Annotated in this window: 19 protein-coding genes; 8 read left to right on the top strand and 11 right to left on the bottom strand. The window is 59.2% G+C overall.

Going from position 1 to position 22,554, the window contains the following annotated elements; genetic code table 11:
• Positions 1-195: 195 nt before the first annotated feature.
• The 3 genes from DBP26_RS02265 to DBP26_RS02255 all read right to left on the bottom strand — a co-directional run bounded on the left by DBP26_RS02265 (position 196) and on the right by DBP26_RS02255 (position 4,480).
• On the bottom strand, positions 196-1,794 hold the full coding sequence (locus DBP26_RS02265; RefSeq protein ID WP_108235977.1) for an ABC transporter substrate-binding protein: 1,599 nt from the start codon (positions 1,792-1,794) through the stop codon (positions 196-198).
• 101 nt (positions 1,795-1,895) lie between these two features.
• A complete protein-coding gene (locus DBP26_RS02260) occupies positions 1,896-3,518 on the bottom strand; it encodes a Het-C domain-containing protein (RefSeq protein ID WP_256600337.1) in 1,623 nt (540 codons plus the stop codon).
• Positions 3,519-3,763: 245 nt separating this feature from the next.
• Positions 3,764-4,480, bottom strand: coding sequence for an SIMPL domain-containing protein (locus tag DBP26_RS02255; protein WP_108235976.1), 717 nt, complete (start codon positions 4,478-4,480; stop codon positions 3,764-3,766).
• A gap of 233 nt (positions 4,481-4,713) precedes the next feature.
• Between DBP26_RS02255 and DBP26_RS02250 the strand changes: the two genes are divergently transcribed.
• From DBP26_RS02250 to DBP26_RS02235, 4 genes are all read left to right on the top strand, one after another.
• The gene (locus DBP26_RS02250) at positions 4,714-5,970 is read left to right on the top strand and encodes an ATP-binding protein (RefSeq protein WP_108235975.1); all 1,257 of its coding nucleotides are present in this window, start codon (positions 4,714-4,716) and stop codon (positions 5,968-5,970) included.
• Positions 5,967-6,527 (top strand): response regulator transcription factor, encoded by a 561-nt coding sequence (locus tag DBP26_RS02245; protein WP_108235974.1) that lies wholly within the window; start codon positions 5,967-5,969, stop codon positions 6,525-6,527. The genes DBP26_RS02250 and DBP26_RS02245 overlap by 4 nt, the downstream gene beginning before the upstream one ends.
• A gap of 99 nt (positions 6,528-6,626) precedes the next feature.
• Positions 6,627-8,363: an ABC transporter ATP-binding protein/permease gene (locus tag DBP26_RS02240; protein ID WP_108235973.1), complete on the top strand. Its 1,737-nt coding sequence runs from the start codon at positions 6,627-6,629 to the stop codon at positions 8,361-8,363.
• 117 nt (positions 8,364-8,480) lie between these two features.
• Positions 8,481-9,230, top strand: coding sequence for a FadR/GntR family transcriptional regulator (locus DBP26_RS02235; RefSeq protein ID WP_108236043.1), 750 nt, complete (start codon positions 8,481-8,483; stop codon positions 9,228-9,230).
• Positions 9,231-10,215: 985 nt separating this feature from the next.
• On the opposite strand, the gene DBP26_RS02225 is transcribed toward DBP26_RS02235, so the two are convergent.
• Both DBP26_RS02225 and DBP26_RS02220 read right to left on the bottom strand, forming a co-directional pair.
• Positions 10,216-10,749, bottom strand: coding sequence for a DUF2778 domain-containing protein (locus DBP26_RS02225; protein WP_108235971.1), 534 nt, complete (start codon positions 10,747-10,749; stop codon positions 10,216-10,218).
• Positions 10,750-10,773: 24 nt separating this feature from the next.
• Positions 10,774-11,274 carry a type VI secretion system tube protein Hcp gene (locus DBP26_RS02220; RefSeq protein ID WP_108235970.1) on the bottom strand — a complete coding sequence of 167 codons (501 nt, stop codon included), beginning with the start codon at positions 11,272-11,274 and terminating at the stop codon, positions 10,774-10,776.
• Between the two features lie 667 nt (positions 11,275-11,941).
• On the opposite strand from DBP26_RS02220, the gene kdgD reads away from it, so the two are divergent.
• From kdgD to DBP26_RS02200, 4 genes are all read left to right on the top strand, one after another.
• Positions 11,942-12,853 (top strand): 5-dehydro-4-deoxyglucarate dehydratase, encoded by a 912-nt coding sequence (gene kdgD, locus DBP26_RS02215; protein WP_108235969.1) that lies wholly within the window; start codon positions 11,942-11,944, stop codon positions 12,851-12,853.
• 217 nt (positions 12,854-13,070) lie between these two features.
• The gene (locus DBP26_RS02210; protein WP_108235968.1) at positions 13,071-14,441 is read left to right on the top strand and encodes an MFS transporter; all 1,371 of its coding nucleotides are present in this window, start codon (positions 13,071-13,073) and stop codon (positions 14,439-14,441) included.
• A gap of 12 nt (positions 14,442-14,453) precedes the next feature.
• Complete coding sequence (garD, locus tag DBP26_RS02205) at positions 14,454-16,007, top strand: galactarate dehydratase (RefSeq protein ID WP_108235967.1); 1,554 nt, start codon at positions 14,454-14,456, stop codon at positions 16,005-16,007.
• Positions 16,008-16,213: 206 nt separating this feature from the next.
• A complete protein-coding gene (locus DBP26_RS02200) occupies positions 16,214-17,437 on the top strand; it encodes a zinc-dependent alcohol dehydrogenase (RefSeq protein WP_108235966.1) in 1,224 nt (407 codons plus the stop codon).
• A gap of 30 nt (positions 17,438-17,467) precedes the next feature.
• Here the strand turns inward: DBP26_RS02200 and DBP26_RS02195 are convergent, their stop codons facing one another.
• The 6 genes from DBP26_RS02195 to cra form a co-directional block, all read right to left on the bottom strand.
• Entirely contained in the window at positions 17,468-18,238 is a 771-nt protein-coding gene (locus tag DBP26_RS02195) for an alpha/beta fold hydrolase (protein ID WP_108235965.1), read from the bottom strand.
• Positions 18,222-19,343, bottom strand: coding sequence for a DUF3182 family protein (locus DBP26_RS02190; protein ID WP_108235964.1), 1,122 nt, complete (start codon positions 19,341-19,343; stop codon positions 18,222-18,224). The genes DBP26_RS02195 and DBP26_RS02190 overlap by 17 nt, the downstream gene beginning before the upstream one ends.
• 161 nt (positions 19,344-19,504) lie before the next feature.
• Entirely contained in the window at positions 19,505-19,885 is a 381-nt protein-coding gene (locus DBP26_RS02185) for a Rho termination factor N-terminal domain-containing protein (protein ID WP_108235963.1), read from the bottom strand.
• 101 nt (positions 19,886-19,986) lie between these two features.
• Positions 19,987-20,406, bottom strand: coding sequence for a low affinity iron permease family protein (locus DBP26_RS02180; RefSeq protein ID WP_108235962.1), 420 nt, complete (start codon positions 20,404-20,406; stop codon positions 19,987-19,989).
• 190 nt (positions 20,407-20,596) lie between these two features.
• The gene (locus DBP26_RS02175; RefSeq protein WP_108235961.1) at positions 20,597-21,376 is read right to left on the bottom strand and encodes a TatD family hydrolase; all 780 of its coding nucleotides are present in this window, start codon (positions 21,374-21,376) and stop codon (positions 20,597-20,599) included.
• 3 nt (positions 21,377-21,379) lie between these two features.
• Complete coding sequence (gene cra / locus DBP26_RS02170; protein ID WP_108236042.1) at positions 21,380-22,375, bottom strand: catabolite repressor/activator; 996 nt, start codon at positions 22,373-22,375, stop codon at positions 21,380-21,382.
• Positions 22,376-22,554: the final 179 nt, after the last annotated feature.

Genomic DNA, 22,554 nt, shown 5'->3' with positions numbered 1-22,554 from the left:
AAGATGCTGGCGCCAAACAAGTGGCAAAGCGTGGCACGAACGTACACGAATGTCGCAAAACTATAATTCCTGGCGGAGTTGAACGTTTGCGTGTCGCATATCGGCATGTTTAGTGCGCAATTCGGGTGCATGGGCCCGTTGCGAATGCACCCGTTTGTGCCTCAACTGTTACTTCGCTGTTGATCGGCTGCTGCCTCACGGGGCCAGGCTTACCCCGTAAAACGGCGTCAGGCCGAACGGGCTGAGCTTGAAGTCCTGCACCTCCTTGCGCATTGGCTGGAACACCTTCGAGTTGGCGATCGGGGTGATTGGCACGTCGTTTTTCAAGATGTTCTGGGCCTGGCGGTAGAGCTTGATGCGCTCGTCACGATCCGTCGTCACCTTGGCCTGAGTCACCAGCTTGTCGTAGCTCGGGTTGCACCACTTGGCGTAGTTGCTCCCCGTGACCGCTGCACAGCTATAGAGCACGCCGAGCCAGTTGTCCGGGTCTCCGTTGTCGCCTGTCCAACCATAGATCATGACGTCGTGTTCGCCAGCCTTGGCGCGTTTGATGTACTCCCCCCACTCATAGCTGACGATGTTGGCTTCGATGCCGATTTTTGCCCAGTCGGACTGGATCATTTGCGCGGACATGCGCGCGTTGGGGTTGGAAGCGCGCTGTACGGTCATCGCCCAGAGATTGAGCTGTGTTCCCGGCGCAACGCCGGCCTCCTTGAGCAAACGCCTGGCCTTCTCCGGATCGTAGGGCGCGTCCTTGATGGAGGGGTCGAAGCCCCATTGCGCTGGGGGCAAGGCGTTCTGAGCCAACTGGCCCGCCCCTTGATACACCGCCTTGATGATGGCGGGTTTGTCGATGGCCATGTCCAGTGCCTGCCGTACCTTGAGCTGATCCAGCGGCGGGTGCGTGACGTTGTAGGCCAGGAAACCCAAGTTGAATCCTGGCTGGCTCATCACTTTCAGATGAGGGTCCTTTTGAGCCTCTTCGATGTCCTGCGGGCGAGGGTAGCCGCTGATCTGGCATTCGCCCGCCTTGAGTTTCTGCAAGCGCGTGGCCGCATCGGGAGTGATCGAAAAGATGAGGTTGTCGAGTTTCACATCCTCAGGTTTCCAGTAGTGCTTGTTGCCAACGAAGCGAATCTGCGCGTCCTTCTGGTAGCGCTTGAACACAAAGGGGCCCGTTCCGACAGGTTTCTGATTGATCTCGGCTGCTTTGCCCTCCTTGAGCAACTGCGCCGCATATTCGGCAGACTGGATGGACGCGAAGCTCATCGCGAGGTTTTGAATGAACGCTGCATCAATGTTGTTCAGGTGAAAACGAACGGTCTGGTCGTCCACCTTTTCCACTCGCTTGATGGTCTTGTTCATGTCCATGTCGCTGAAATAGGGCGATTCGGACGGGTAAGCCTTGCGGAACGCATCTTCGGGATCGAGCAGGCGATTGAACGTGAACAGCACATCGTCGGCGTTGAAATCTCGGGTGGGTGTGAAAAAGTCAGTGGTGTGGAATTTCACCCCTTCACGAAGATGGAACGTGTAGGTCAAGCCATCATCGGAAGCTTCCCACTTCGTCGCCAGTCCAGGTTCGACTTCGGTGCCGCCCCGTTTGAATTGCGTCAGGCGGTTGAAGACGGTCTCGGCTGACGCGTCGAACTCAGTGCCGCTGGTGTACTGGCTCGGGTCGAACCCCGCCGGGCTCGCTTCAGAGCAGTACACCAGCGTGCTGGCTGCCTGTACCGATGGCGCACACAGGGCCATCGCAGCAGCCAGAAGCAGGGGTTTGAAGGTGTTCTCCATGTCGACCTCTTGCAAGTACGGCATTCATGCCTGGAAATCATCGGACGATGATAACCAGGGAAAATGCCGTACTGTCGAGGGTTAATGACGGGGCACACAGGTCACTTGCGGAAGAAGCCCAGCTTTTCCAGCGCCAGTCTAAGTAACGACCCCTGTGGCGTCAGGTTGAGTAACACCCAGTAAGGCGAATGGGGATCCATGATTTCGCCGCGCAGGAAATCCAGGTAAGCGGCACCATCTTTTTCCATTTGGTTCAATGCCCGGCGTCCAGATTGAGCGACCTTTTCACTGATGCTCAGCATTTCCTCTTTGGACGTGCTGAATCTCACCGCTTCCGGGTTAGCGGCGGCCCAGTCGGTCACCTGTGCATCCTGCCAGTCGCTGTTCTGGGGATGAGTGAAGTAGGAGACGGCGGTGGCGATCGGGTCGGCTTCGGCGTCGCCGTTCCAGTAGGCCACCATGGCTTCACCGACTTTTCTGACCGCTTCAAATGCGAGCGCGGCTGCAATCGAGTGCAAGGGATGTTCTGCATGATCCTTCGCCAATTGCGAATGCGTCGGGTCGGTGGAGCCGTTCTCGTGCGGGTCTGCTCCGTAGCGGGTCTGCCAGTCATCGATGTTCTCGCTGAACTGGATCAACAGATCCTTCATGACGATGCCGGTCGCATTGCCTACCACCGCGTACAAGCCTTCCAGGTATTTCGCACTGCGTTGGAAAAACTCAACCAAGGGCAGCTCTACCCACTGATCTCGTGTCTCGAGATAGGTCTGGTAAATGTCCAGGTAGCGGGGGTTCTGATGCTCGGCCAGGAGGATCAGCAGAATTTGCTCGCGTTCGCTACGGTCCCCAGCCTTCGTCGGCTGGTAGATCAGGTCGCGTGGCGAGAAGAGAAGCGCTCCCAGTGGCCCGATCAGGCTGGCCAGCGTGTCCGAGGCGCCGAAGGTCCCGGTGACCAATGGCAAGCCGGCCTTGCAGTGGGCGGGAGAGGTCCACGGCAGGACGGCCTCGTGCCCATTCTTGATCAGCGCCAATTCGACGAAGTTGGAATGGGCGAAGAAATCCTCGAGTACATGCAGTGCCGAACCGAATGCGCTCAGCCCCGCCGGGGACCTTTTCAGCGTCATGGCCCGTTGCAACTCGCTTGTCATGAAATCCACCGAGCGCGCCAGATAACGCTTCATGGAGGTATCGTAATCGATGTCCAGCAGCGGATCGCCGGGAAACACCAGCGCTTCGAATTGCGGATCGCGAAGTCTAGGATCCGGGGTGTCGAGGTCGTCCGTCCTGGGGTTGTCGAGGTGTTCGCTGGGACGGTAGACACCTAGCTTTTCCGGCGTGACCGTGTGGTGAAGCGCCGCGTTCTTGCGCAGTTGCGGGAAATGCTTGATCGACAGAACGTCGACGATACGTGTCAGCGCTTCCCGTGACAGGACCTCTGGAAAATGCTTGTCCATGCCGGGGGCGCGAACGACTTTCGGATCGACCAACTGCGAATAATCTCGCAGCCAGTTGCCAAAATAGATGGCGTCCAGTTCGTATCGGCTCAGGTCCAGCTCCAGCAGTGCGCGTTCAATCTGCTGGTGAGTCTGATGCTGGGCATCGCCGTGACCCGCTTCGAAACGGGCGAGCGGCGGGGTGTCGGGGTTCGGGAACAGAATTTCCACGTCATCGTCCACACTGTCCGAAGGGTGGGCGGGGGCGTTCAGCGTCTTGTCTAGTTTCATTTCAAATTTCTTCCGTGAAAATGGGCGACACGTCGTGCTCGCGAAAGCGCGATCCCTGTGTCGTCGTGGGGTGTACTGCGGTGCTTATACTGGTCTGCGGAGAGATAGCCGGGAATCAGCCATGTCAGTTTGGGGCGTAAGAACCGGCGAGGGCATTAGTGTGAGAAGGAGGATGTGCCAAGAAGGGAATGGCACATCGCAAGCCGGGAAACAGCGGCAGCTTCAGGCTGCCGCGGGCAAAAGGATCAAGGGATCGCGACTTCGATGACACCGTCCGCGGTGACGCTGACCTGGCTTGTGCCGGCCTCGACATCAGGGGTGGGCGCGGCATCGGCGCGTGCCGCTTTCATCATCATCACCGGCGCTCGCAGGTAAGGCTGAGGATAGCCGGAGGTGTTCAGGTTGAGGTTGACCAGCTTGTAGCCGCTGCCACCCAGGGCCTCGGTGACCAATTGCGCACGGGCCTTGAAGGCCGTGACGGCACTTTTCAGGAGAGTGTCTTCACTGGCTTTGCGAGCGGGGTCAGAAATGGAGAAGTCCATGCCGCCCATCTTCATATCGCTGCCCAACAACTCGCCGGTCAGTTTGGACAAGGCGGCAAAGTTCGGACTTTCCAGGCGCAGCTCGGCGCGCTCGCGCCAGCCGGTGATTTTCTGGCCTTTATCGTCATAGATCGGGTAGCTGTTGCGGCTGCCTTGGCGAATGGTCACATCCTTGACCTGGCGTGCTTCGCCCAGTGCCTTATTGAGGGATTCGGTAATGCCGGCGGCCAGTTTCGCCGGGTCGGTGTCCTGCGATTCGGTGTACAGAGTGACGTTCATCAGGTCGCGCTGGACGTCCTGATTGACCTCGGCGCGAACGGATACCTGATTGTAATGAACGTCTTCAGCCAGCGCGGAGACGCTGGTCAGCGCTGTGGCACCGAGGGCGAGGAGAGAAACGGTGGAGCGAAGGCTGAGCATGTGAAACTCCTTGTTTGGCGAGCCGCCCGGTATGCAGTGATGCGCGTTGTCGGACGGATGCCCATCAGACTGTGATCCCGGGATCTTGTTCCTGATGCCGCATGCGCGTCTGTAGGGCATCCGGACGTCCCCATACACATTCTGCTGTGGCGGTTTGACGCACTTTAGCGGAAAGCCGCACGCCATTGGTTATACTCGCTCGGATCCGCCTGGAGCGCTCATCAGGAGAGCTCATGCTCGCCGTACAATTGACCTCAGCCACGCGCCAGAACCTCTGGCGATTGACCTTCATCCGCATCCTGGTCCTGGGGGCCCAAGCCGGTTCCGTGGGCTTCGCATACCTGTTCAACTTGCTGTCCCTGCCGTGGCTGCAACTGGACATCACGCTCGGTTTTTCAGCCATTGTCTGTCTGTTGACGGCGATCCGCTTGCGCACTTCGTGGCCCGTCACCGAACTTGAATACGCCGTGCAACTGGCGTTCGACCTGTTTATCCACAGTGCCTTGCTGTACTTTTCCGGCGGTTCGACCAACCCATTCGTCTCCTACTATCTGGTACCGCTCACCATCGCCGCCGTGACGCTGCCCTGGCGCTATTCGCTGATTCTGTCGGGGATCGCGCTGGCGCTTTACAGCCTGATGCTCGCCAATTTTTACCCGGTCGCGACCTTCGCCATCGCCCGCGAAAAGATGCAGATTTATGGCATGTGGTTGAGCTTCGCTCTGGCGGCTGGGGTCATTACGTTCTTCGCCGCGCGCATGGCCGAAGAACTGCGGCGTCAGGAGCAGATGCGCGCTCTGCGCCGCGAAGAGGGCGCGCGGGACAAACAACTGCTCGCCGTGGCCACTGAAGCGGCGGGGGCCGCCCACGAACTGGGTACACCCTTGGCGACCATGAGCGTGTTGCTCAAGGAGATGCAGCAGGACAACAAGGACCCCGCCTTGAAGGAAGACCTGGCCGTGCTGCAGGATCAGGTCAAGCTGTGCAAGGAAACGCTCCAGCAATTGGTACGCGCTGCAGAGGCCAATCGGCGAATGGCGGTCGAGGAACAGACGGTGAGCCGCTGGCTCGACCAGGCCTTGGACCGCTGGCACCTGATGCGCCCCGAAGCGACTTACCGTTTCCAGCGGCTGGGGCAGGGCGATGTACCGATGGTCGCGCCACCTCCCGATCTGACCCAGGCCCTGCTGAACTTGCTGAACAACGCAGCGGACGCCTGCCCGGACGGTCTGGAGGTGACGCTGGACTGGGACATCGCCGAGATCAGCATCACCATACGCGACCATGGTGCTGGGGTGCCGTTGGCCGTGGCTGAACAGATAGGCAAACCGTTTTTCACCACCAAAGGCAAAGGCTTCGGTCTGGGCCTGTTTCTGAGCAAGGCCAGCGTGACCCGCGCGGGCGGCTCGGTAAAACTCTATCCTCACGAGGAAGGCGGCACGCTCACCGAGCTGCGTCTACCCCGGAACGCAACAGGAGATGAAGCATGACTGACGAAAACCAGGTCGAAGGCGAAGAGTTGCCGCACCTGTTGCTGGTGGACGACGACGCCACCTTCACCCGCGTCATGGCCCGCGCCATGGCGCGCCGCGGCTTTCGGGTCAGCACGGCCGGCTCCGCCGAAGAGGGCCTGGCCCTGGCGCAGCAGGACATTCCCGACTACGCGACCGTCGATTTGAAGATGGAAGGCGACTCCGGACTGGTGCTGCTGCCCAAACTGCTGGAACTGGACCCGGAAATGCGAGTCCTGATACTGACCGGTTATTCGAGCATCGCCACTGCCGTCGAAGCCATCAAACGCGGGGCCTGCAACTACCTGTGCAAACCGGCTGACGCGGACGATGTGCTGGCCGCCTTGTTGTCTGAACACGCCGATCTGGACACGCTGGTGCCGGAAAACCCGATGTCTGTCGACCGCTTGCAGTGGGAACACATCCAGCGGGTACTGACCGAGCACGAGGGCAATATTTCGGCCACGGCGCGGGCGTTGGGGATGCATCGCAGAACGCTTCAGCGCAAGTTGCAGAAGCGCCCGGTCCGCCGCTGAGCAGAGGAAGGCCAGTTAAAGATTTATTCATGGAAGACCGCGCGTGGCGTCTGGCACATTGGTGCCAACGCCCATCATTACCTGCGTCCGAGCCTATACATGAATGTCGATATCGATGAATCCAGGGTCAATGACACGGTGACCGGGAATTTTTTTTCCCGCGTCTGGAAGCTGGTGACGCCCTACTGGCGTAGCGAAGAGAAGGGCATGGCGTGGGTACTGCTGATCGCCGTGATCATTCTCTCGCTGTTCAGTGTCTTCATTTCCGTGCTCGTCAACAGTTGGTACCGGGATTTCTACAATGCGCTTCAGGAGAAAAACCTGGCGGCGTTCACCCACCTCATCCTCTATTTCTGTGGCATCGCCGCCATCGCGATTCTGGGGGCGGTGTACCGGCTTTACCTCACGCAAATGCTCACCATACGCTGGCGCCGCTGGCTCACGGAGCAGCATTTCACCAAGTGGCTGTCGCACAAGAACTACTATCGGCTGGAGCAGGGCGGTTACACCGACAACCCTGACCAGCGTCTGTCCGAAGACCTCAACAACTTTACGTCCGACACGCTGAGCCTGAGTCTGGGGCTGCTGCGTACAGTCGTCAGCCTGGTTTCCTTCTCGATCATCCTGTGGGGCGTCTCAGGCAGTATCGAACTGTTTGGCGTGACGATTCCCGGCTACATGTTCTGGGCCGCGTTGCTCTACGCGGCGGTGGGCAGTTGGCTGACCCATGTGATCGGCAGGCGGTTGATCGGCCTCAGCAACCAACAACAACGCTACGAGGCGGACATGCGTTTCTCGCTGGTGAGGGTCCGTGAAAACGCTGAGAGCATTGCGCTGTCCGGCGGCGAGGCCAACGAAAACCAGCGTCTGAGTGCGCGCTTTGGCATGGTCTGGTCCAACTTCTGGACCATCATGAAGGTGCAGAAACGCCTGACGTTTTTCACCGCTGGCTATTCTCAGATCGCCATCGTCTTCGCCTTCGTCGTTGCCGCGCCACGCTATTTCGCGGGCAAGATCGAGTTAGGCGAACTGATGCAGATCAACTCGGCGTTCGGCAACGTGCAGGAAAACTTCAGTTGGTTCATCGACGCTTATACCCAGTTGGCGTCTTGGCGCGCCACCTGCGATCGCCTGCTCAGCTTTCGCCAGGCCATGGACGAAAACGAGGCGCGCATTCCGTCCATCCAGATCACCCACGATAGCGATGCCCTGCATGTGCAGGACCTGGCGCTGTCGCTGGTGGGCGGGCGTCACTTGCTGGACAACGCCAACATCGACATCGCGGCCGGCGAGAAAGTCATGCTCGGCGGGCGTTCCGGCAGCGGAAAGAGTACGTTGCTGCGCGCCATGGGCGGCCTGTGGAACGAGGGCCATGGCGCGGTGAGGTTGCCTGCGCGGCGCGCTTTCTTCCTGCCACAAAAGCCCTACCTGCCGATCGGCACCTTGCGCGAAGCGTTGAGTTACCCCCAGCCCCCCGAGGTCTACCCTGCCGAACGCTTCGCTCAGGTCTTGGAAACCTGCCGGCTGAACACGCTCGTGCCGCGCCTGGATGAAAGCAATCACTGGCAGCGGATGCTCTCGCCCGGCGAGCAGCAACGCGTGGCCTTTGCCCGGGCGCTGTTGTTCGCGCCGGACTGGCTTTACCTCGACGAAGCCACGTCGGCGATGGACGAAGAAGACGAGGCTGCGCTGTACCAGGCGTTGCTCGATGAGCTACCGGGTGTGACGCTGCTCAGCATTGGCCACCGCAGCAGCCTCAAGCGTTTCCATCGCCGTTACGTGCGTATTGACGCTGGCAAATTGCAGGAGCAACCCCTGGCCGAAACAGTCTCCTGAGCTGCTGTAGCGTCAACGTGCCGCAAAAACCTATGAACTCGCCGGGTTTGTTATGTGATCGTACAACTCGGTGAGCTATCATGAGCTTTTCACGGCATTTAGAGACGCATGTTGGATATGGAAAATCAGAGTGCTCCGCCCCGCGCACGTCGAAAGCACCGCAGCCTGGCGCAGGAACTGGTCACTGAACTCTCCGAGCGCATCCGCAGCGGCGAGCTCAAGCGTGGCGACAAACTGCCCACCGAGTCCGCCATCATGGAAGAGCAAGGCGTCAGTCGCACGGTAGTGCGCGAGGCCATTTCCCGGCTGCAGGCGTCAGGGCTGGTGGAGACCCGCCACGGTATCGGCACATTCGTTCTCGATGTGCCGAGCGCCAGTGGGTTCCGCATCGACCCTGCGACCATCGTCACCCTCCGCGATGTGCTGGCAATTCTCGAATTGCGCATCAGCCTCGAAGTGGAGTCCGCCGGTCTTGCCGCACAACGTCGTTCTGCCGAGCAATTGGCCGATATGCGGGCCGCCCTCGATGCCTTGAACGAAAGCGCTGCCCATGCGACCGATGCCGTCGGAGCCGATTTCCAATTCCACATGGCGATTGCGCTGTCCACTGGCAACCGCTACTTCACCGACATCATGAATCACCTGGGCACCAGCATCATCCCGCGGACCCGCTTGAACTCAGCGCGCCTGGCCCACGACGATCAACAGCACTACATGAGTCGTCTGAGCCGTGAGCACGAAGAAATCTACGATGCCATCGCCCGCCAGGACGCCGACGCCGCGCGTGCTGCCATGCGCCTGCACCTGACCAACAGCCGCGAGCGCTTGCGCCATGCTCATGAAGAGGCAGAATCACAGCGGGCTTGAGGCTGTATGACCTGATTACTTGTTTGGTGCTACATCGAACCGAGCGCCGGACTGATTCGTGCACACATCGTTGATGTCTACACGCTGTTTTTGTAGAAGCCGACTTGCCGGCGAAGGGGCCCGTAAGTCAACCCATTGATGACTGAACCACCGCTTTCGCCAGCAAGCGGGCTCCTACAAGATTTGTCGTGTGTCGGAGAGGTATCGGTGAACCACATCCCTGTAGCAGCCGGGCTGGCCCGCGGTAGCGATTTAAACGGCGCCCCGGTCGGCAAGCCGTGCTGCTGCGGGCTTTGTCTTTTGTCAGACTTGCATCGGAGACGCCTTCCAAATAATGGGTCACTCATACGTTGTGGATTCGATACCCTCCATGTCCACCTGCGTCAGCAACCAGCCGAAGGCATCGCTGCCTGTCTTAGTATGTATTATCCAGTGGGTCCGCCCCAGATTGAAACATGAAGTAGCCAAGCAGTATTCTAAGACCGGACGAGGAAATGGTTCTCGCGGAGATTGTTAATATAGATATGGCATGTGATTTAGGGGGTATCACTAGATGTCATGGTTTTGGGTGTGTAAATATTTATCTTGGATGGTTGTAATGTAATATGCGGTAGCGGTCTGTCTGAGGTGGTTGGGGAGTGTTGGGCACTCCCCATTTTTAACTCTCCTGATCAGGCGATGAGGTTGAGTCACTTACATGGGCATTTTCTCATGGCTGTCCTTAGCGATCGAAACAGTCGGGTCATTGCCTCGCATATAAAAATAGAGGGAATTAGCATCGAACTCAGTGAAAGCAAGCTAATTAAGTCTTCCGCGCCTTCTGTGCCTTGCCAGTCCACTAGGCCAAATATCCAATAAAAAACGCTTCTTCCCGTCTCATTCTCCAGTATCCATGTGGCAGGTCCAAAATTCATCACGCAATAACCGAGGGCGATGGTCGTGATTATAACGAAGATGGCTTTGATGGCTAAGATCGAGAATGCCTTCATTGAGTTGTGATCACTTTTTCCTCGATGACTTCCAGAATGCCGTAGTATCGAATGTCTCGGCCCGGTATTATTGCCCCAGACCTGTTACGGATGTTGCGCCTAAGTTCCTCGAAGCCAATTCCGGATGTCAATGTCACACAGCCTTCGCTGATGCCTCGGGGGCCCACTGGATGAATCCTGAATGCGCCTCTTTGAGTGTTGTTAATAATTGTTTGGTCATCGATAACTCCGTCATCACGGTACAGGCTTAACCATGTGCTTCTGTTGGTTCCGGCGAAGAAATCGTTTAGAGATTGCCCAGCAACTCCCATTAGTCCTCCGGACTCTCTGTCTAAAATATAATATTTTCCAAGTGGTAGAGGCCCCTTTTTTACGACGTCCTGGAAGCGAACGTCATTCACGTAACTCGCACTATCGCCGGAGAAAGCTTCGTAGGATATGCCGTCACACACCAACCGGCTGATAGGCTCGCCATTCAATACGTAGGTACAATATGCGAGATCTAAGTCTGTTTTTTTCTCGTTTGCCATGGGGGACGCTCCTTATGTTCGCGATCAGGCATAAACCTTATTCGCCACACCATCCCAACCCCCCACAATCTGCCCGCCGCCCGCGCCGTCGGAGCGCTTTTGCTGGATGTAGGTCATCTTGATTCTTGCGTAGTTGAGGCGGACGATCTCACTCGGAAACCCACTGTCCACACTGCCATTCCCGGTCAGGGATACGGACGAGACGATGACTTCTTCGAGTTTGATTTCCATGTACTTCACCCGGTTGTCACCCGCACGGTTAAGTGCAATGGTCACTTCTTTAAGGTGTTTCCCGCTGCAGCAGGCTTCGTGGAGTTTGGGCGTCGCTTTGTCTACCGCCTTACGAAAGTAAAGGTCGCTCATGCGAGCTCGACCGCTGGACGCGCCTCCGGCGCTGGTCTTGGTTGTTGAGGCGCTTTGGCTGGCGCCCACGTCGAAATCTTCCAGCTCAATCCAGTCTTTGAACTGGGCGTCAAGTGACTCGCCCGGGATGTCTTCGATCTTCAAAAATGCATCGATGGCCATTTCAGATTCTTTCCTTGATGGTTGATAGATGAGGTGTTCAGACCTCGCAGAAAACTCTAAAGGGTCGATTGCGTGCTCGATAGGTTTGGAAGGGGGGGCTCGAAATCATTTTCAGAACGGTCCTACAGCCGCGACGGTGTGGTCTGACAGAAAGTTCTGAGATGTAAGGACGCGACGTGCGAAGGCCTATTTGGGGCTGTGTCGCCAGTTGACCAACGACCGTGACTGGCTGCGTCAGCCGATGAAAAGGCGGAATCGCGTCGGGCTTGAGGTTGTACGACCTAATTACCCATTCGGGTGACATCGAATCGACCTTTTCTATGAATTGAGCACTCGTAAGTGCCGATCACATGTTTCTGTAGGGGGCGGCAAGTCGGCTCCTACAAGGTTTATCGTGTGTCTCAAACGTAGCATCCCATGCATGGCCGGGCGGCGTTCCGCTGGCCGACGGCAGCTTCTAAATGACGCCACCGCCGACCATTCGACTGCTACGAGAATCACAGACGCTCGCGCCCGTTTCCCGGCTCTATCACCACTCATCTCCTTGTCACATAAAAAATTCGCTCGCCGTATTGAGTGATGTCATTCCTAGTTGTACGATGACCTACGACATCGGCCTATGGCTGGTGCGCTTTTCACACAATTGGCTCCCCAGGGTGTTCGAATAATGAATCCACAAGAACTGAAGTCCATCCTCTCCCACGGTCTGCTGTCCTTCCCGGTCACCGATTTCAATGCGCAGGGCGATTTCCATCGTGCCGGGTACATCAAGCGCCTGGAGTGGCTGGCCCCCTATGGCGCCTCGGCGCTGTTCGCTGCGGGCGGCACGGGTGAGTATTTTTCCCTGTCTGGCAGCGAATATTCCGAAATCATCAAGACGGCCGTCGACACCTGTGAGAAGAGCGTGCCGATTCTGGCTGGCGTGGGCGGGCCTACCCGCCAGGCCATTCAACAAGCTCAGGAAGCTGAAAGGCTGGGCGCCAAAGGCCTGTTGTTGTTGCCTCATTACCTGACTGAGGCGAGCCAGGACGGCGTGGCGGCGCATGTGGAAGCGGTTTGCAAATCGGTCAAGATCGGCGTGGTGGTCTACAACCGCAACGTCTGCCGTCTGACCCCGGTTCTGCTCGAGCAACTGGCTGAGCGCTGCCCGAACCTGATCGGCTACAAGGACGGCCTGGGCGATATCGAACTGATGGTGTCGATCCGCCGCCGCCTGGGTGACCGTTTCTCCTACCTGGGTGGGCTGCCGACTGCGGAAGTCTACGCTGCCGCCTACAAGGCACTGGGCGTGCCTGTCTATTCTTCGGCGGTGTTCAACTTCGTGCCGAAGCTGGCCATGGATTTCTACCACGCGATTGCCAAAGACGATCACGCCACCGTAGGCAAGCTGATCGACGATTTCTTCCTGCCTTACCTCGACATCCGCAATCGCAAAGCCGGGTACGCTGTGAGCATCGTCAAAGCCGGAGCGAAAATTGCCGGCTACGACGCCGGTCCGGTCCGCGCGCCGCTCACTGACCTCACGTCCGAAGAGTTCGAAATGCTCGCTGCGCTTATGGACAAACAAGGCCGGCAATGACCGTGACGTCCCGCAAACCGCTGAGTGATCAGCGGTTTTTTGCCATCGGGGCTTTCTTTCAACATCCGGACGGCGCCGTCCCAGGCTCCCTTGCGCTGACACGTCGTGCCCTCGCTCCACCGATTTCCAACGCGTCTGAGTGAAGGCAGAGGCGAGCAGCACACACACCTGAAAATCGTTTAACCCGCGTAAAAAAATAATGAGTGGGAGTTCGAACATGCAAAAAACCAGGCCGACGCACGTCCGCTATTTGATTTTGCTCATGCTGTTTCTCGTGACCACAATCAACTACGCCGACCGTGCCACCATCGCCATCGCCGGTTCCAGTCTGCAAAAAAGCCTCGGCATCGATGCCGTTACCCTCGGATATATCTTCTCCGCCTTTGGTTGGGCGTATGTCGCCGGCCAGATTCCCGGCGGCTGGTTGCTGGACCGCTTCGGTTCGAAGAAAGTCTACGCACTGAGCATTTTCACCTGGTCGCTGTTCACCGTGCTGCAAGGCTATGTCGGTGAATTCGGCCTCTCCACGGCCATCGTGGCGCTGTTCATGTTGCGGTTTCTCGTCGGGCTGGCCGAAGCGCCGTCGTTCCCCGGAAACGCGCGCATCGTGGCGGCCTGGTTTCCCACGTCGGAACGCGGCACGGCGTCGGCGATCTTCAATTCGGCGCAATATTTCGCGACGGTTCTGTTTGCTCCGATCATGGGTTGGATCGTTTTCACCTTCGGCTGGCAGCATGTGTTCATCGTGATGGGCGGCGTCGGCATCGTGTTCTCGCTGATCTGGCTGAAGATCATCCACAGCCCGCGCAATCACCCGATGATCAACCGGGCCGAACTCGACCACATCGCTCAAAACGGCGGCATGGTCGACATGGACAACGAAAAGAGCAAAGGCAGCGGCGGCCCGAAATGGGATTACGTGCGCCAACTGCTGACCAACCGCATGATGCTGGGCATTTACCTGGCGCAATACTGCATCAACGGGATCACGTACTTCTTTTTGACCTGGTTCCCGGTGTATCTGGTGCAAGAACGGGGGATGACCATCCTCAAAGCCGGTTTCATCGCCTCGCTGCCTGCCATCTGTGGCTTCGTCGGCGGCGTGCTGGGCGGGATCATCTCCGACTGGCTGTTGCGCCGCGGCAACTCGCTGACCTTCTCCCGCAAGGCGCCAATCATCGGTGGCCTGCTGCTCTCGACGTCCATCGTGACCTGCAACTACGTGGACATCGAATGGGTGGTCGTGGGCTTCATGGCGTTGGCGTTCTTCGGCAAGGGCGTAGGGGCGCTGGGCTGGGCTGTCATGTCTGACGCGTCGCCCAAGCAAATCGCTGGGCTGAGCGGCGGTTTGTTCAACATGTTCGGGAATATCGCTTCGATCACCACGCCGATTGTCATTGGCTACATCATCAGTTCAACCGGTTCGTTTAAGTGGGCGCTGGTGTTCGTCGGCGCCAACGCGCTGGTCGCGGTGATCAGCTACATCTTCATCGTCGGTGAAATCAAACGTGTGGAATTGAAAGATACCCCGGCACCCGGGGGCTCACGGGCCAGCGAAGCCCATGAACTCTCTCAAGCGAACTCCTGAGGAAACGCTGTGATGAACCTGATTCAACATGCCGATTCGCCGCGTTACATTCGCCTGCATGAACGCGACAACGTGGTCGTCGTGGTCAACGACCAAGGTGTACCGGCGGGGACGTCTTTCGATAATGGCCTCGTGACCCGGGACAATGTGCCCCAGAGCCACAAGGTCAATACCGTGGACATTCCCGAGGGTGGCGCGGTGATCCGTTATGGACAAACCATCGGCTACGCCTTGCAGCCGATTCCGCAGGGCAGTTGGGTCAAGGAAGACCAACTGCGCATGCCCAGCGCGCCACCGTTGGACAGCTTGCCGCTGTCCACCGACGTACCGGGCCCGGGGGAGCCATTGGAGGGCTACACCTTCGAGGGGTACCGCAATGCCGACGGTACGGTGGGCACGCGCAATATCCTGGGCATCACCACGACGGTGCAGTGCGTGACCGGTGTTCTGGATTTTGCCGTCAAGCGCATTCGCGAAGAATTGCTGCCCAACTACCCGAACGTCGATGATGTGGTGGCCATCACTCACACGTACGGCTGCGGCGTGGCCATCACCGCCAAAGATGCCTATATCCCCATCCGTACGGTGCGCAATCTGGCACGCAACCCGAATTTGGGCGGCGAAGCCCTGGTGATCGGTTTGGGGTGCGAGAAGTTGCAGGCCGAGCAGGTGATGCACGCGAACGACCCATCGGTCGACCTCAGCGAACAATGGATGTACCGCCTGCAGGATTCGAAACACGGCTTCAACGAAATGATCGAGCAGATCATGGAGCTGGCCGAAGTGCGCTTGCGCAAACTCGATCAACGCCGCCGGGAAACGGTACCGGCTTCCGAGTTGATTCTGGGCATGCAGTGCGGAGGCAGCGATGCCTTCTCCGGCATCACTGCCAACCCGGCCCTGGGCTACGCTTCCGACTTGCTGTTGCGCGCGGGCGCCACGGTAATGTTCTCCGAAGTGACCGAAGTGCGCGACGCGATTTACCTGCTGACCTCCCGTGCCGAAACCCCTCAGGTGGCCGAGGAACTGGTGCGCGAGATGGATTGGTACGACCGCTATCTGGCCAGAGGGGAGGCGGATCGCAGCGCCAATACCACGCCGGGTAACAAGAAGGGCGGCTTGTCGAACATCGTCGAAAAGTCGCTCGGCTCGATCGTCAAGTCCGGCAACAGCGCAATCAATGGCGTGCTCGGCCCCGGCGAGCGGGTGAGCCGCAAGGGCCTTATCTTCTGCGCGACCCCAGCCAGTGACTTCGTTTGTGGCACCTTGCAATTGGCGGCAGGGATGAACCTGCATGTGTTCACGACAGGCCGCGGTACGCCGTACGGCCTGGCCATGTCACCGGTGGTCAAGGTCTCCACGCGGACTGAGCTGGCGCATCGCTGGCCGGACCTCATCGACATCGATGCCGGGCGTATTGCGACAGGGCGCGCGAGCATCGAGGACCTGGGCTGGGAGCTGTTTCATTTCTACCTCGATGTCGCCAGCGGCAGAAAGAAGACTTGGACCGAACACTACCGTCTGCACAACGACATTACCCTGTTCAACCCTGCGCCAATTACCTGAATCCGACCCCGGTGACCGCGGTTCCGCAGGCTCAGGGATGATCGCTCACGGGCACGGCTTGACGGCGCGTCGGGCCTGACGCAGAGCGAGTCCTGCGGTTGCCCGTTGGTCACCTGCGGTTCGGTGGTCTGAACTTCGCTCTGCGCACGCCTATCCTTATGGCATGCCTTCAGAAGTGCTCTGGTCCGCAGGCCAAGGAGAAGATCATGCGTGCATTGACGTACCACGGCGCTCACGATGTGCGGGTGGAAACGGTCCCGGATCCGATCATCCAAGCCCCTGATGATGTTCTTCTGAGGGTGACGGCGACGGCAATCTGCGGATCCGACCTGCACCTGTACCGCGGCAAGATCCCTGCGACCGAGCACGGGGACATCTTTGGCCACGAGTTCATGGGCATCGTCGAAGAGGTCGGGCCGCAAGTGACGGCCGTCAAGCCAGGGGATCGGGTCGTCATTCCCTTCGTGATTGCTTGCGGCAGTTGTTTCTTTTGTGAGATGCAGGCGTACGCCGCGTGCGAGACGACCAACACCGGGCGCGGAGCGATTCTGAACAAGAAATCCATCCCGCCGGGTGCCGCACTGTTCGGTTACAGCCACCTGTACGGTGGCGTTCCGGGCGGTCAGGCGGAGTACGTGCGTGTGCCCAAAGGCAATGTCGGCCCGTTCAAAGTCCCGGGCACGTTGGCCGACGAGAAGGTCCTGTTTCTATCGGACATCCTGCCCACTGCCTGGCAGGCGGTACTGAACGCGGGGGTGACCAAGGGATCGAGTGTCGCGATCTACGGCGCTGGGCCTGTGGGTTTGCTCAGTGCGGCATGCGCGAAAATGCTCGGCGCAGAAACCCTCTTCATGGTCGATCACCATGCCTACAGGCTCGCTTACGCGCAGTTCACCTACGGTGCGATCCCTATCAACTTCGATCAGGATGATGACCCCGCCGACACGATTGTGCGCCAGACGCTAGGCATGCGCGGAGTCGATGCGGTGATCGACGCGGTGGGCTTCGAAGCCAAGGGCAGCACCACTGAAACCATTCTCGCCACGTTGAAGCTGGAAGGCAGCAGCGGCAAGGCGCTGCGTCAGTGCATCGCGGCGGTTCGGCGGGGCGGGACCGTCAGCGTGCCGGGCGTCTATTCGGGGTTCATCCACGGGTTCCTTTTCGGAGACGCGTTCGACAAGGGCCTGACGTTCAAAATGGGCCAGACCCACGTGCATCGGTATCTGCCTCAACTGCTGACGCTCATCGAAGAGGGCGCTCTGGCGCCTGAGGCGATCATCACCCATCGCCTGTCATTGGAGGAGGCGGCGGAGGGCTACGCAATCTTCGACAGAAAAGAGGAAGACTGCCGCAAGATCATCCTCACACCTGGCTTCGACAGTCGAGTGGATGCATCGGCCAATGATGGAGACTTGTTCCGTCAACCCTGACCGCCTTCCATTCGACCGGCCGCCGGGGCGCTACGAGTACGACGTCGCGTGATGTGGATAATCGACCAGGCGAGAACCGATCACCATTTCGCTGATCCAGTCCGTGAGCAGGGTGGTGTAGGCGAGTTGGCTGGTGTCGCTGCTCAGCCCGTGGTCGGCACCGTCCAGCAGCCGATACGTCAGGGAATGGGCCAGGTCGAACGCCGTGCGGTAACTCATGAGCGTGGCATGGGGTACGTAATCGTCCTGTTCGGATTCGACCAACAGCACATCGCCTTTGAAATCTTTGCATGCCGCCAGCGCGCGGTTGTCTGCGGCCGTGACCGCCGAGCGCCGGTAGTGGGCGAGTTTGTCGCGGTCCAGCGCTTGCTTGGGCATGTCCCAGTCAGCGTCCCAGTACAGCGCCGGCACGCGCAGGGCCAGCCAGCGAACCGGGCGCATCGCGCTCAGGATGGTTGCCAGGTAGCCGCCATAACTGCTGCCAATCACGGCGATGGCGCTGGTGTCCACCGCCGGATGGCTGGCAAGCCGGTCATACGCGGCCAGCAGATCCTCCATGCTGTGCTCCCTCGACACCACCGAGCGCATTTCATGCGTGCGTTCATGCCCTCGCAGGTCGAACGTCAAGCACACGCACCCCAGCCCCGTGATGTTCTTGGCCCGAGCCAAGTCGCGCTTCTGGCTGCCGCCCCAGCCATGGACGAAGAGGATGCCCGGCATTTTCGCGCCTGGGGTGAGGATAGTGCCGGAAATGCTATTTTCGCTGACATGAATATCGATGCTTTCACTGCGTACGGTCATAGGGCTGGACCTGTGTGAATTTAGTGATGAGGCCGACATCGGGATCGTCGCCCTCGTAAAGGAGATGGGCCTGGGCGGGCAGCGTGGTGGGGCCGTAGACTTCGTGGCTCGAAGCTCCCATGCGTTGAAGTGCCGGATCGGCTGCGAATGCCAGCAGCGCTTCGACCTCGGCCGGGCTGGCCCCGCCGATCCGCCAGGACTGCTCCAACACGCCGGAACACACCTGTCCGCGCGCATTGACCCCGTGGGCGATGTCGTAGTTGCGCCGCGAGGCCAGCAGAGTGGGGAAGCATTTCAGCGCGGCTCGTTCATAGCACATGGCCTGAGTCACCGAGCGGCGCACAGGGGCATCCAGATCCATTGCCAGCAGCGCGTCGTAATCGCCCCGCACCAACCACAGTTGCGAACCGCCATACACGCACTCGCCTTGGTTGTCCCTGGTCAGGCATTGGGTGCCGTGATAGCTGAGGGTCATCCCCGCAACCTGAACCTGCCCCACGCTGTAGGTGATGACATCGCTCAGGTCCTCTTCCAGTACCAGGCCCCACTCCTGGACTTCGTCCATGTCTTGTTGCGCGATCACTTGATCGAGCTCCGCTTCGCACGTCACCACCTTCTGGCCGCGTCCGGCGGTGGCCAATACCGGCTTGACCCGTACTGGCCCGTCCTCGAGCAACAAGCGTCCGGCGCGCCGAGCATCGTCTTGGTTGAACACGCTGAATCCCCTGAGCACCGAATCCCCCGCGTCTTCAGAAAATGCTGTCGACCAGCCGCGAGGCAGGGCGGTGGCTTCTTTCAAAAGCGGATGGGAAATGGCCTTGGTCGCCATGAATGGGAAGTCGATGAGCCCGCCGAAGAAGTCATTCACGGTACGGATGTTCAACGCGTCGGCCACGTCCTGGCCGACCAATGTGTCTGAGGGAATGAAGTACAGACGATGGCCGCGATGCAAGGCAGCGTCATACGTGCCGACGAATTGGGCACCCAGCAGGCTCGCGATGCGCTCGGCCAATGCGTGTTGCACCACCACCTCGTGAGTGGCGAGTCTTTTGTGTGTCGCCAGCAGCACCACTTCAGATGCGGCGGTGCCAAGTGATTTGCTCATGGGGCAACTCCCTTCGCAAACGGGCGGTGATGCTGCATGTGATTCGAAGAGCGCGCAGCGCTTCGTTGAATGTCCTGGCGATGGCATCCTCGCCGATGGTGGTTCGGCTGACGCGCAGTCCGGTCACCCACTCTGCAGGCGGCGCCGCACAACCTTCAGCGTCACGCCGACTTGCGTATCGCAGTGATCAGCTCTTCCTTGGTCATGGTCGAGCGGCCTTTGATATTCAATCCTCGCGCCCGCTGCATCAGGTCAACCTTGGTTTGGGAGTCCAGTGGCTGGCCACTGCTCCGTGGAGCACCCTGTCGGGTGGCCGCTGCGCGCTTGGCGGAGTCTTTCCGGTCATGGGCCTTTGCGGTTGGCGCCTTTCGGGTCCCCGAGCCGCCTTTTTTCTCCCCGCCGCCAGACTGTTTGTTCACCGTGGCCCAGGCACGGGCCTCGGCTTCTCCCTTCGATACGCCTTTGGATTCATAGCTGTCCTCGATGTGAGCAGCTTTGCGCTTTTGCTCTGCGGTGTAGGTGTCCTTATTTCGAGTCGGCATTGTTTTTCTCCCGGATCGTCATTCGGCACCCGGCTTTTCGTCGGGTCTGCCCGTTAGGAAGAACGACAGCCTGATGAGTTCCCCTGTTAATGATCAGTGGTTCAGTCGGGTTTATCTGCTTTTGCGTGGCTGTCGGCCTCGCATTCGGGGAAGGGGGCAGAGTGGTCGGCTTCTTCTTGATCGCCCATGGCCTTATATTTTTTGCGCAGCGCCCTGAGCTCCTTTTGATCAAGGTTGTCCAGGCTCAACACGGCATTTTGCGCGTCCTTGGTCACGCGCAATAATTCATCGATCTTGATATGCAACTGATCGGTGTCGCGGTTCTGCGTGTTCTGGATCAGGAACACCATCAAAAAGGTAATGATAGTGGTCGACGTATTGATGATCAGCTGCCAGGTATCGTTGTAGTGGAACAGCGGCCCGGTCGCGGCCCAGATACAGATCAGCAACACTGCGAGCAGAAACGTCCGAGGGCTGCCGGTCCATTTCGACAATGCCTGCGCGAACTTGGAAAATCTCATCACAAAATCCTTGAAAATCAACGGGCGACAAAACAGTGACCGTCCTCCGGCCCTGAAATTTCTTTTTACAAAATGAAATCGGTTGGGCGGCGCGTTTTGAGTCCGGGAGGGGGCGCTGTTGCCCGCTTGCAACGATGCTGAAGGCGGTTGCAGGCCATTCAAGCAAATGGGCAGTCGCGCAGTGCAGCGGTCAAACCCAGCCAAATACCGCCATGGCATTGAGGGTGCTGACTTCAGCGAGACGCTCGGCTGGCACGCTCATCCAGTCTGCCAAGGCGTTGCAAATATCCGGCAGGTGTTCAGGGCTGTTGCGCAGGCCGGGATACATCGAAGGCGCCATGTCGGGCGCGTCGGTTTCCAGCACCACGCTGTCGAGGGGCAGTTCGGCGATGACGCGGTGCATGCGCAGGGCCTGGGGCCATGTGGCCGCGCCGCCCAGCCCTAGCTTAAAACCCAGCTTCATGTATTCCTTCGCCTCCTCGCGGCTGCCGGCAAAGGCATGCACGATACCGGCGCGCTTGAGTTTGAAGCGCTTGAGGGCGGCAATGGTATCGGCGTGACTGCGGCGCACATGAAGCAGGGCGGGTAGGTTGAAATCGGCGGCCATCTGCAACTGGCTGTCGAAGAGTTCTTGCTGTCGGGCCCGGTCCAGCGATGGAACATAGTAATCCAGACCGATCTCACCGACGGCGCAGAGTTTCGGGTGGCCAGCCAGGCGCGCGAGTCGGTCGCGCAGGTCTGCCAGGTGCGCGGGGCGATGCTCGTCGAGATAGATCGGATGCAGCCCCAGCGCGGCATGCACCGAAGGCACCTGCAGCGCCAGGTCCCACACCCGCTGCAGATTGCGCTGATATACCCCCAGCACCACCACGCGCTCGACACCCAGCCGTTGACAGTGCTCCAGCACCGACTGCCGGTCGCCATCGAAATCCTCGAAATCCAGGTGCGTGTGGGTGTCGATCAGCCTCACCGGTCAGGCTCCGTGAATGCGCTGTTTGAACGTCCGCACGATCGCGTGCACCCCAGGCTCGTAGTGGGTCTGCTCGATGGCAGAGAGCGCCAGTGCCAAGGCCTTTTCGGCAATCAGATGATGCTGCTGGGCCATGGCGTTGACTGGAAGCGGGAGGAAGTCCAAGAGCTGCGTATCACCGAATGTGCCCAGATGAAGTTGGTCGGGATTCAGACGGCGCTCATGCAGCAGATCGAACACCCCTTGCAGCAGCACATACGATGTGGTGATCAGCGCATCGGGGAAATACCCCAACCGGTCGAGCATCTCGCCTGCGACGCGCAGGCCGCATGGGCGACTGAAGGCTTCGCCATGTTCGATGATGACTGCACCTTCGAACCCCTCGAGCGCGTCTTCGAACCCACCGGCGCGGGCCTTGCTGACGCTCAACTCGGGTCGCGCGCCGATCAGCGCAATGTGTTTGGGGCCGATCTCGAGGAGGCTTCGTGTCAACTGTTGGCTGGCGTCGTGGTCGTCGCTGACGACCGAACAGAAATGGGCGGGGTCCATCTCCCGGTCGATGGCGATGACCGGAATGCCGTGTTTCTGCAGATCGCGATAGCTGTCATCGCTGGGGGGCAGGCAACTGGCGACGAACAGCGCATCGCAGCGGCGGGCGCGGAATAGCTGCATCAGTTGCAACTCGCTGATGGGGTCGTCATCGGAACTGGCAATCAACAGCTGATAACCTCGGGCGCGGGCCCCTTGCTCCAACTGCTTGGCGATGCGCGCGTAACTGGGGTTTTCCAGGTCCGGCAGAATGAAGCCCAGGGTGCGGGTGTGCCGACTGCGCAGACCCGCCGCCTGAGGGTTGGGCCGGAAATCGTGAGCCTCGACCACCGCCCGTACACGCTCGACCGTTGCGTTGCTGATGCGTTGCTGCTCGGCCTTGCCATTGATCACGTAACTGGCGGTGGTGACGGAAACCCCGGCCAGACGCGCAATATCGCTGAGTTTCAAACGGACCTTCCTCTTGTTCTTCGGCTCGGACGCCATCGGATTTTCCCTGATTCGCGGCCATCATTACAGCAGACCAGGGACGGGAATGGCGGCTTTAGCGTTTTTTAGCGCGTTTCATTCGACATTTGATCGGATGAACTTCAAACCACGGAGATTATCGAGTAACGTGCCCGGCGTTC

The sequence above is a fragment of the Pseudomonas sp. RIT409 genome (genome assembly GCF_003052515.2).
Classification (GTDB): domain Bacteria; phylum Pseudomonadota; class Gammaproteobacteria; order Pseudomonadales; family Pseudomonadaceae; genus Aquipseudomonas.
Note: the sequence above shows the minus strand (reverse complement) of the source record. Positions and strands in the feature narration are given on the sequence as shown.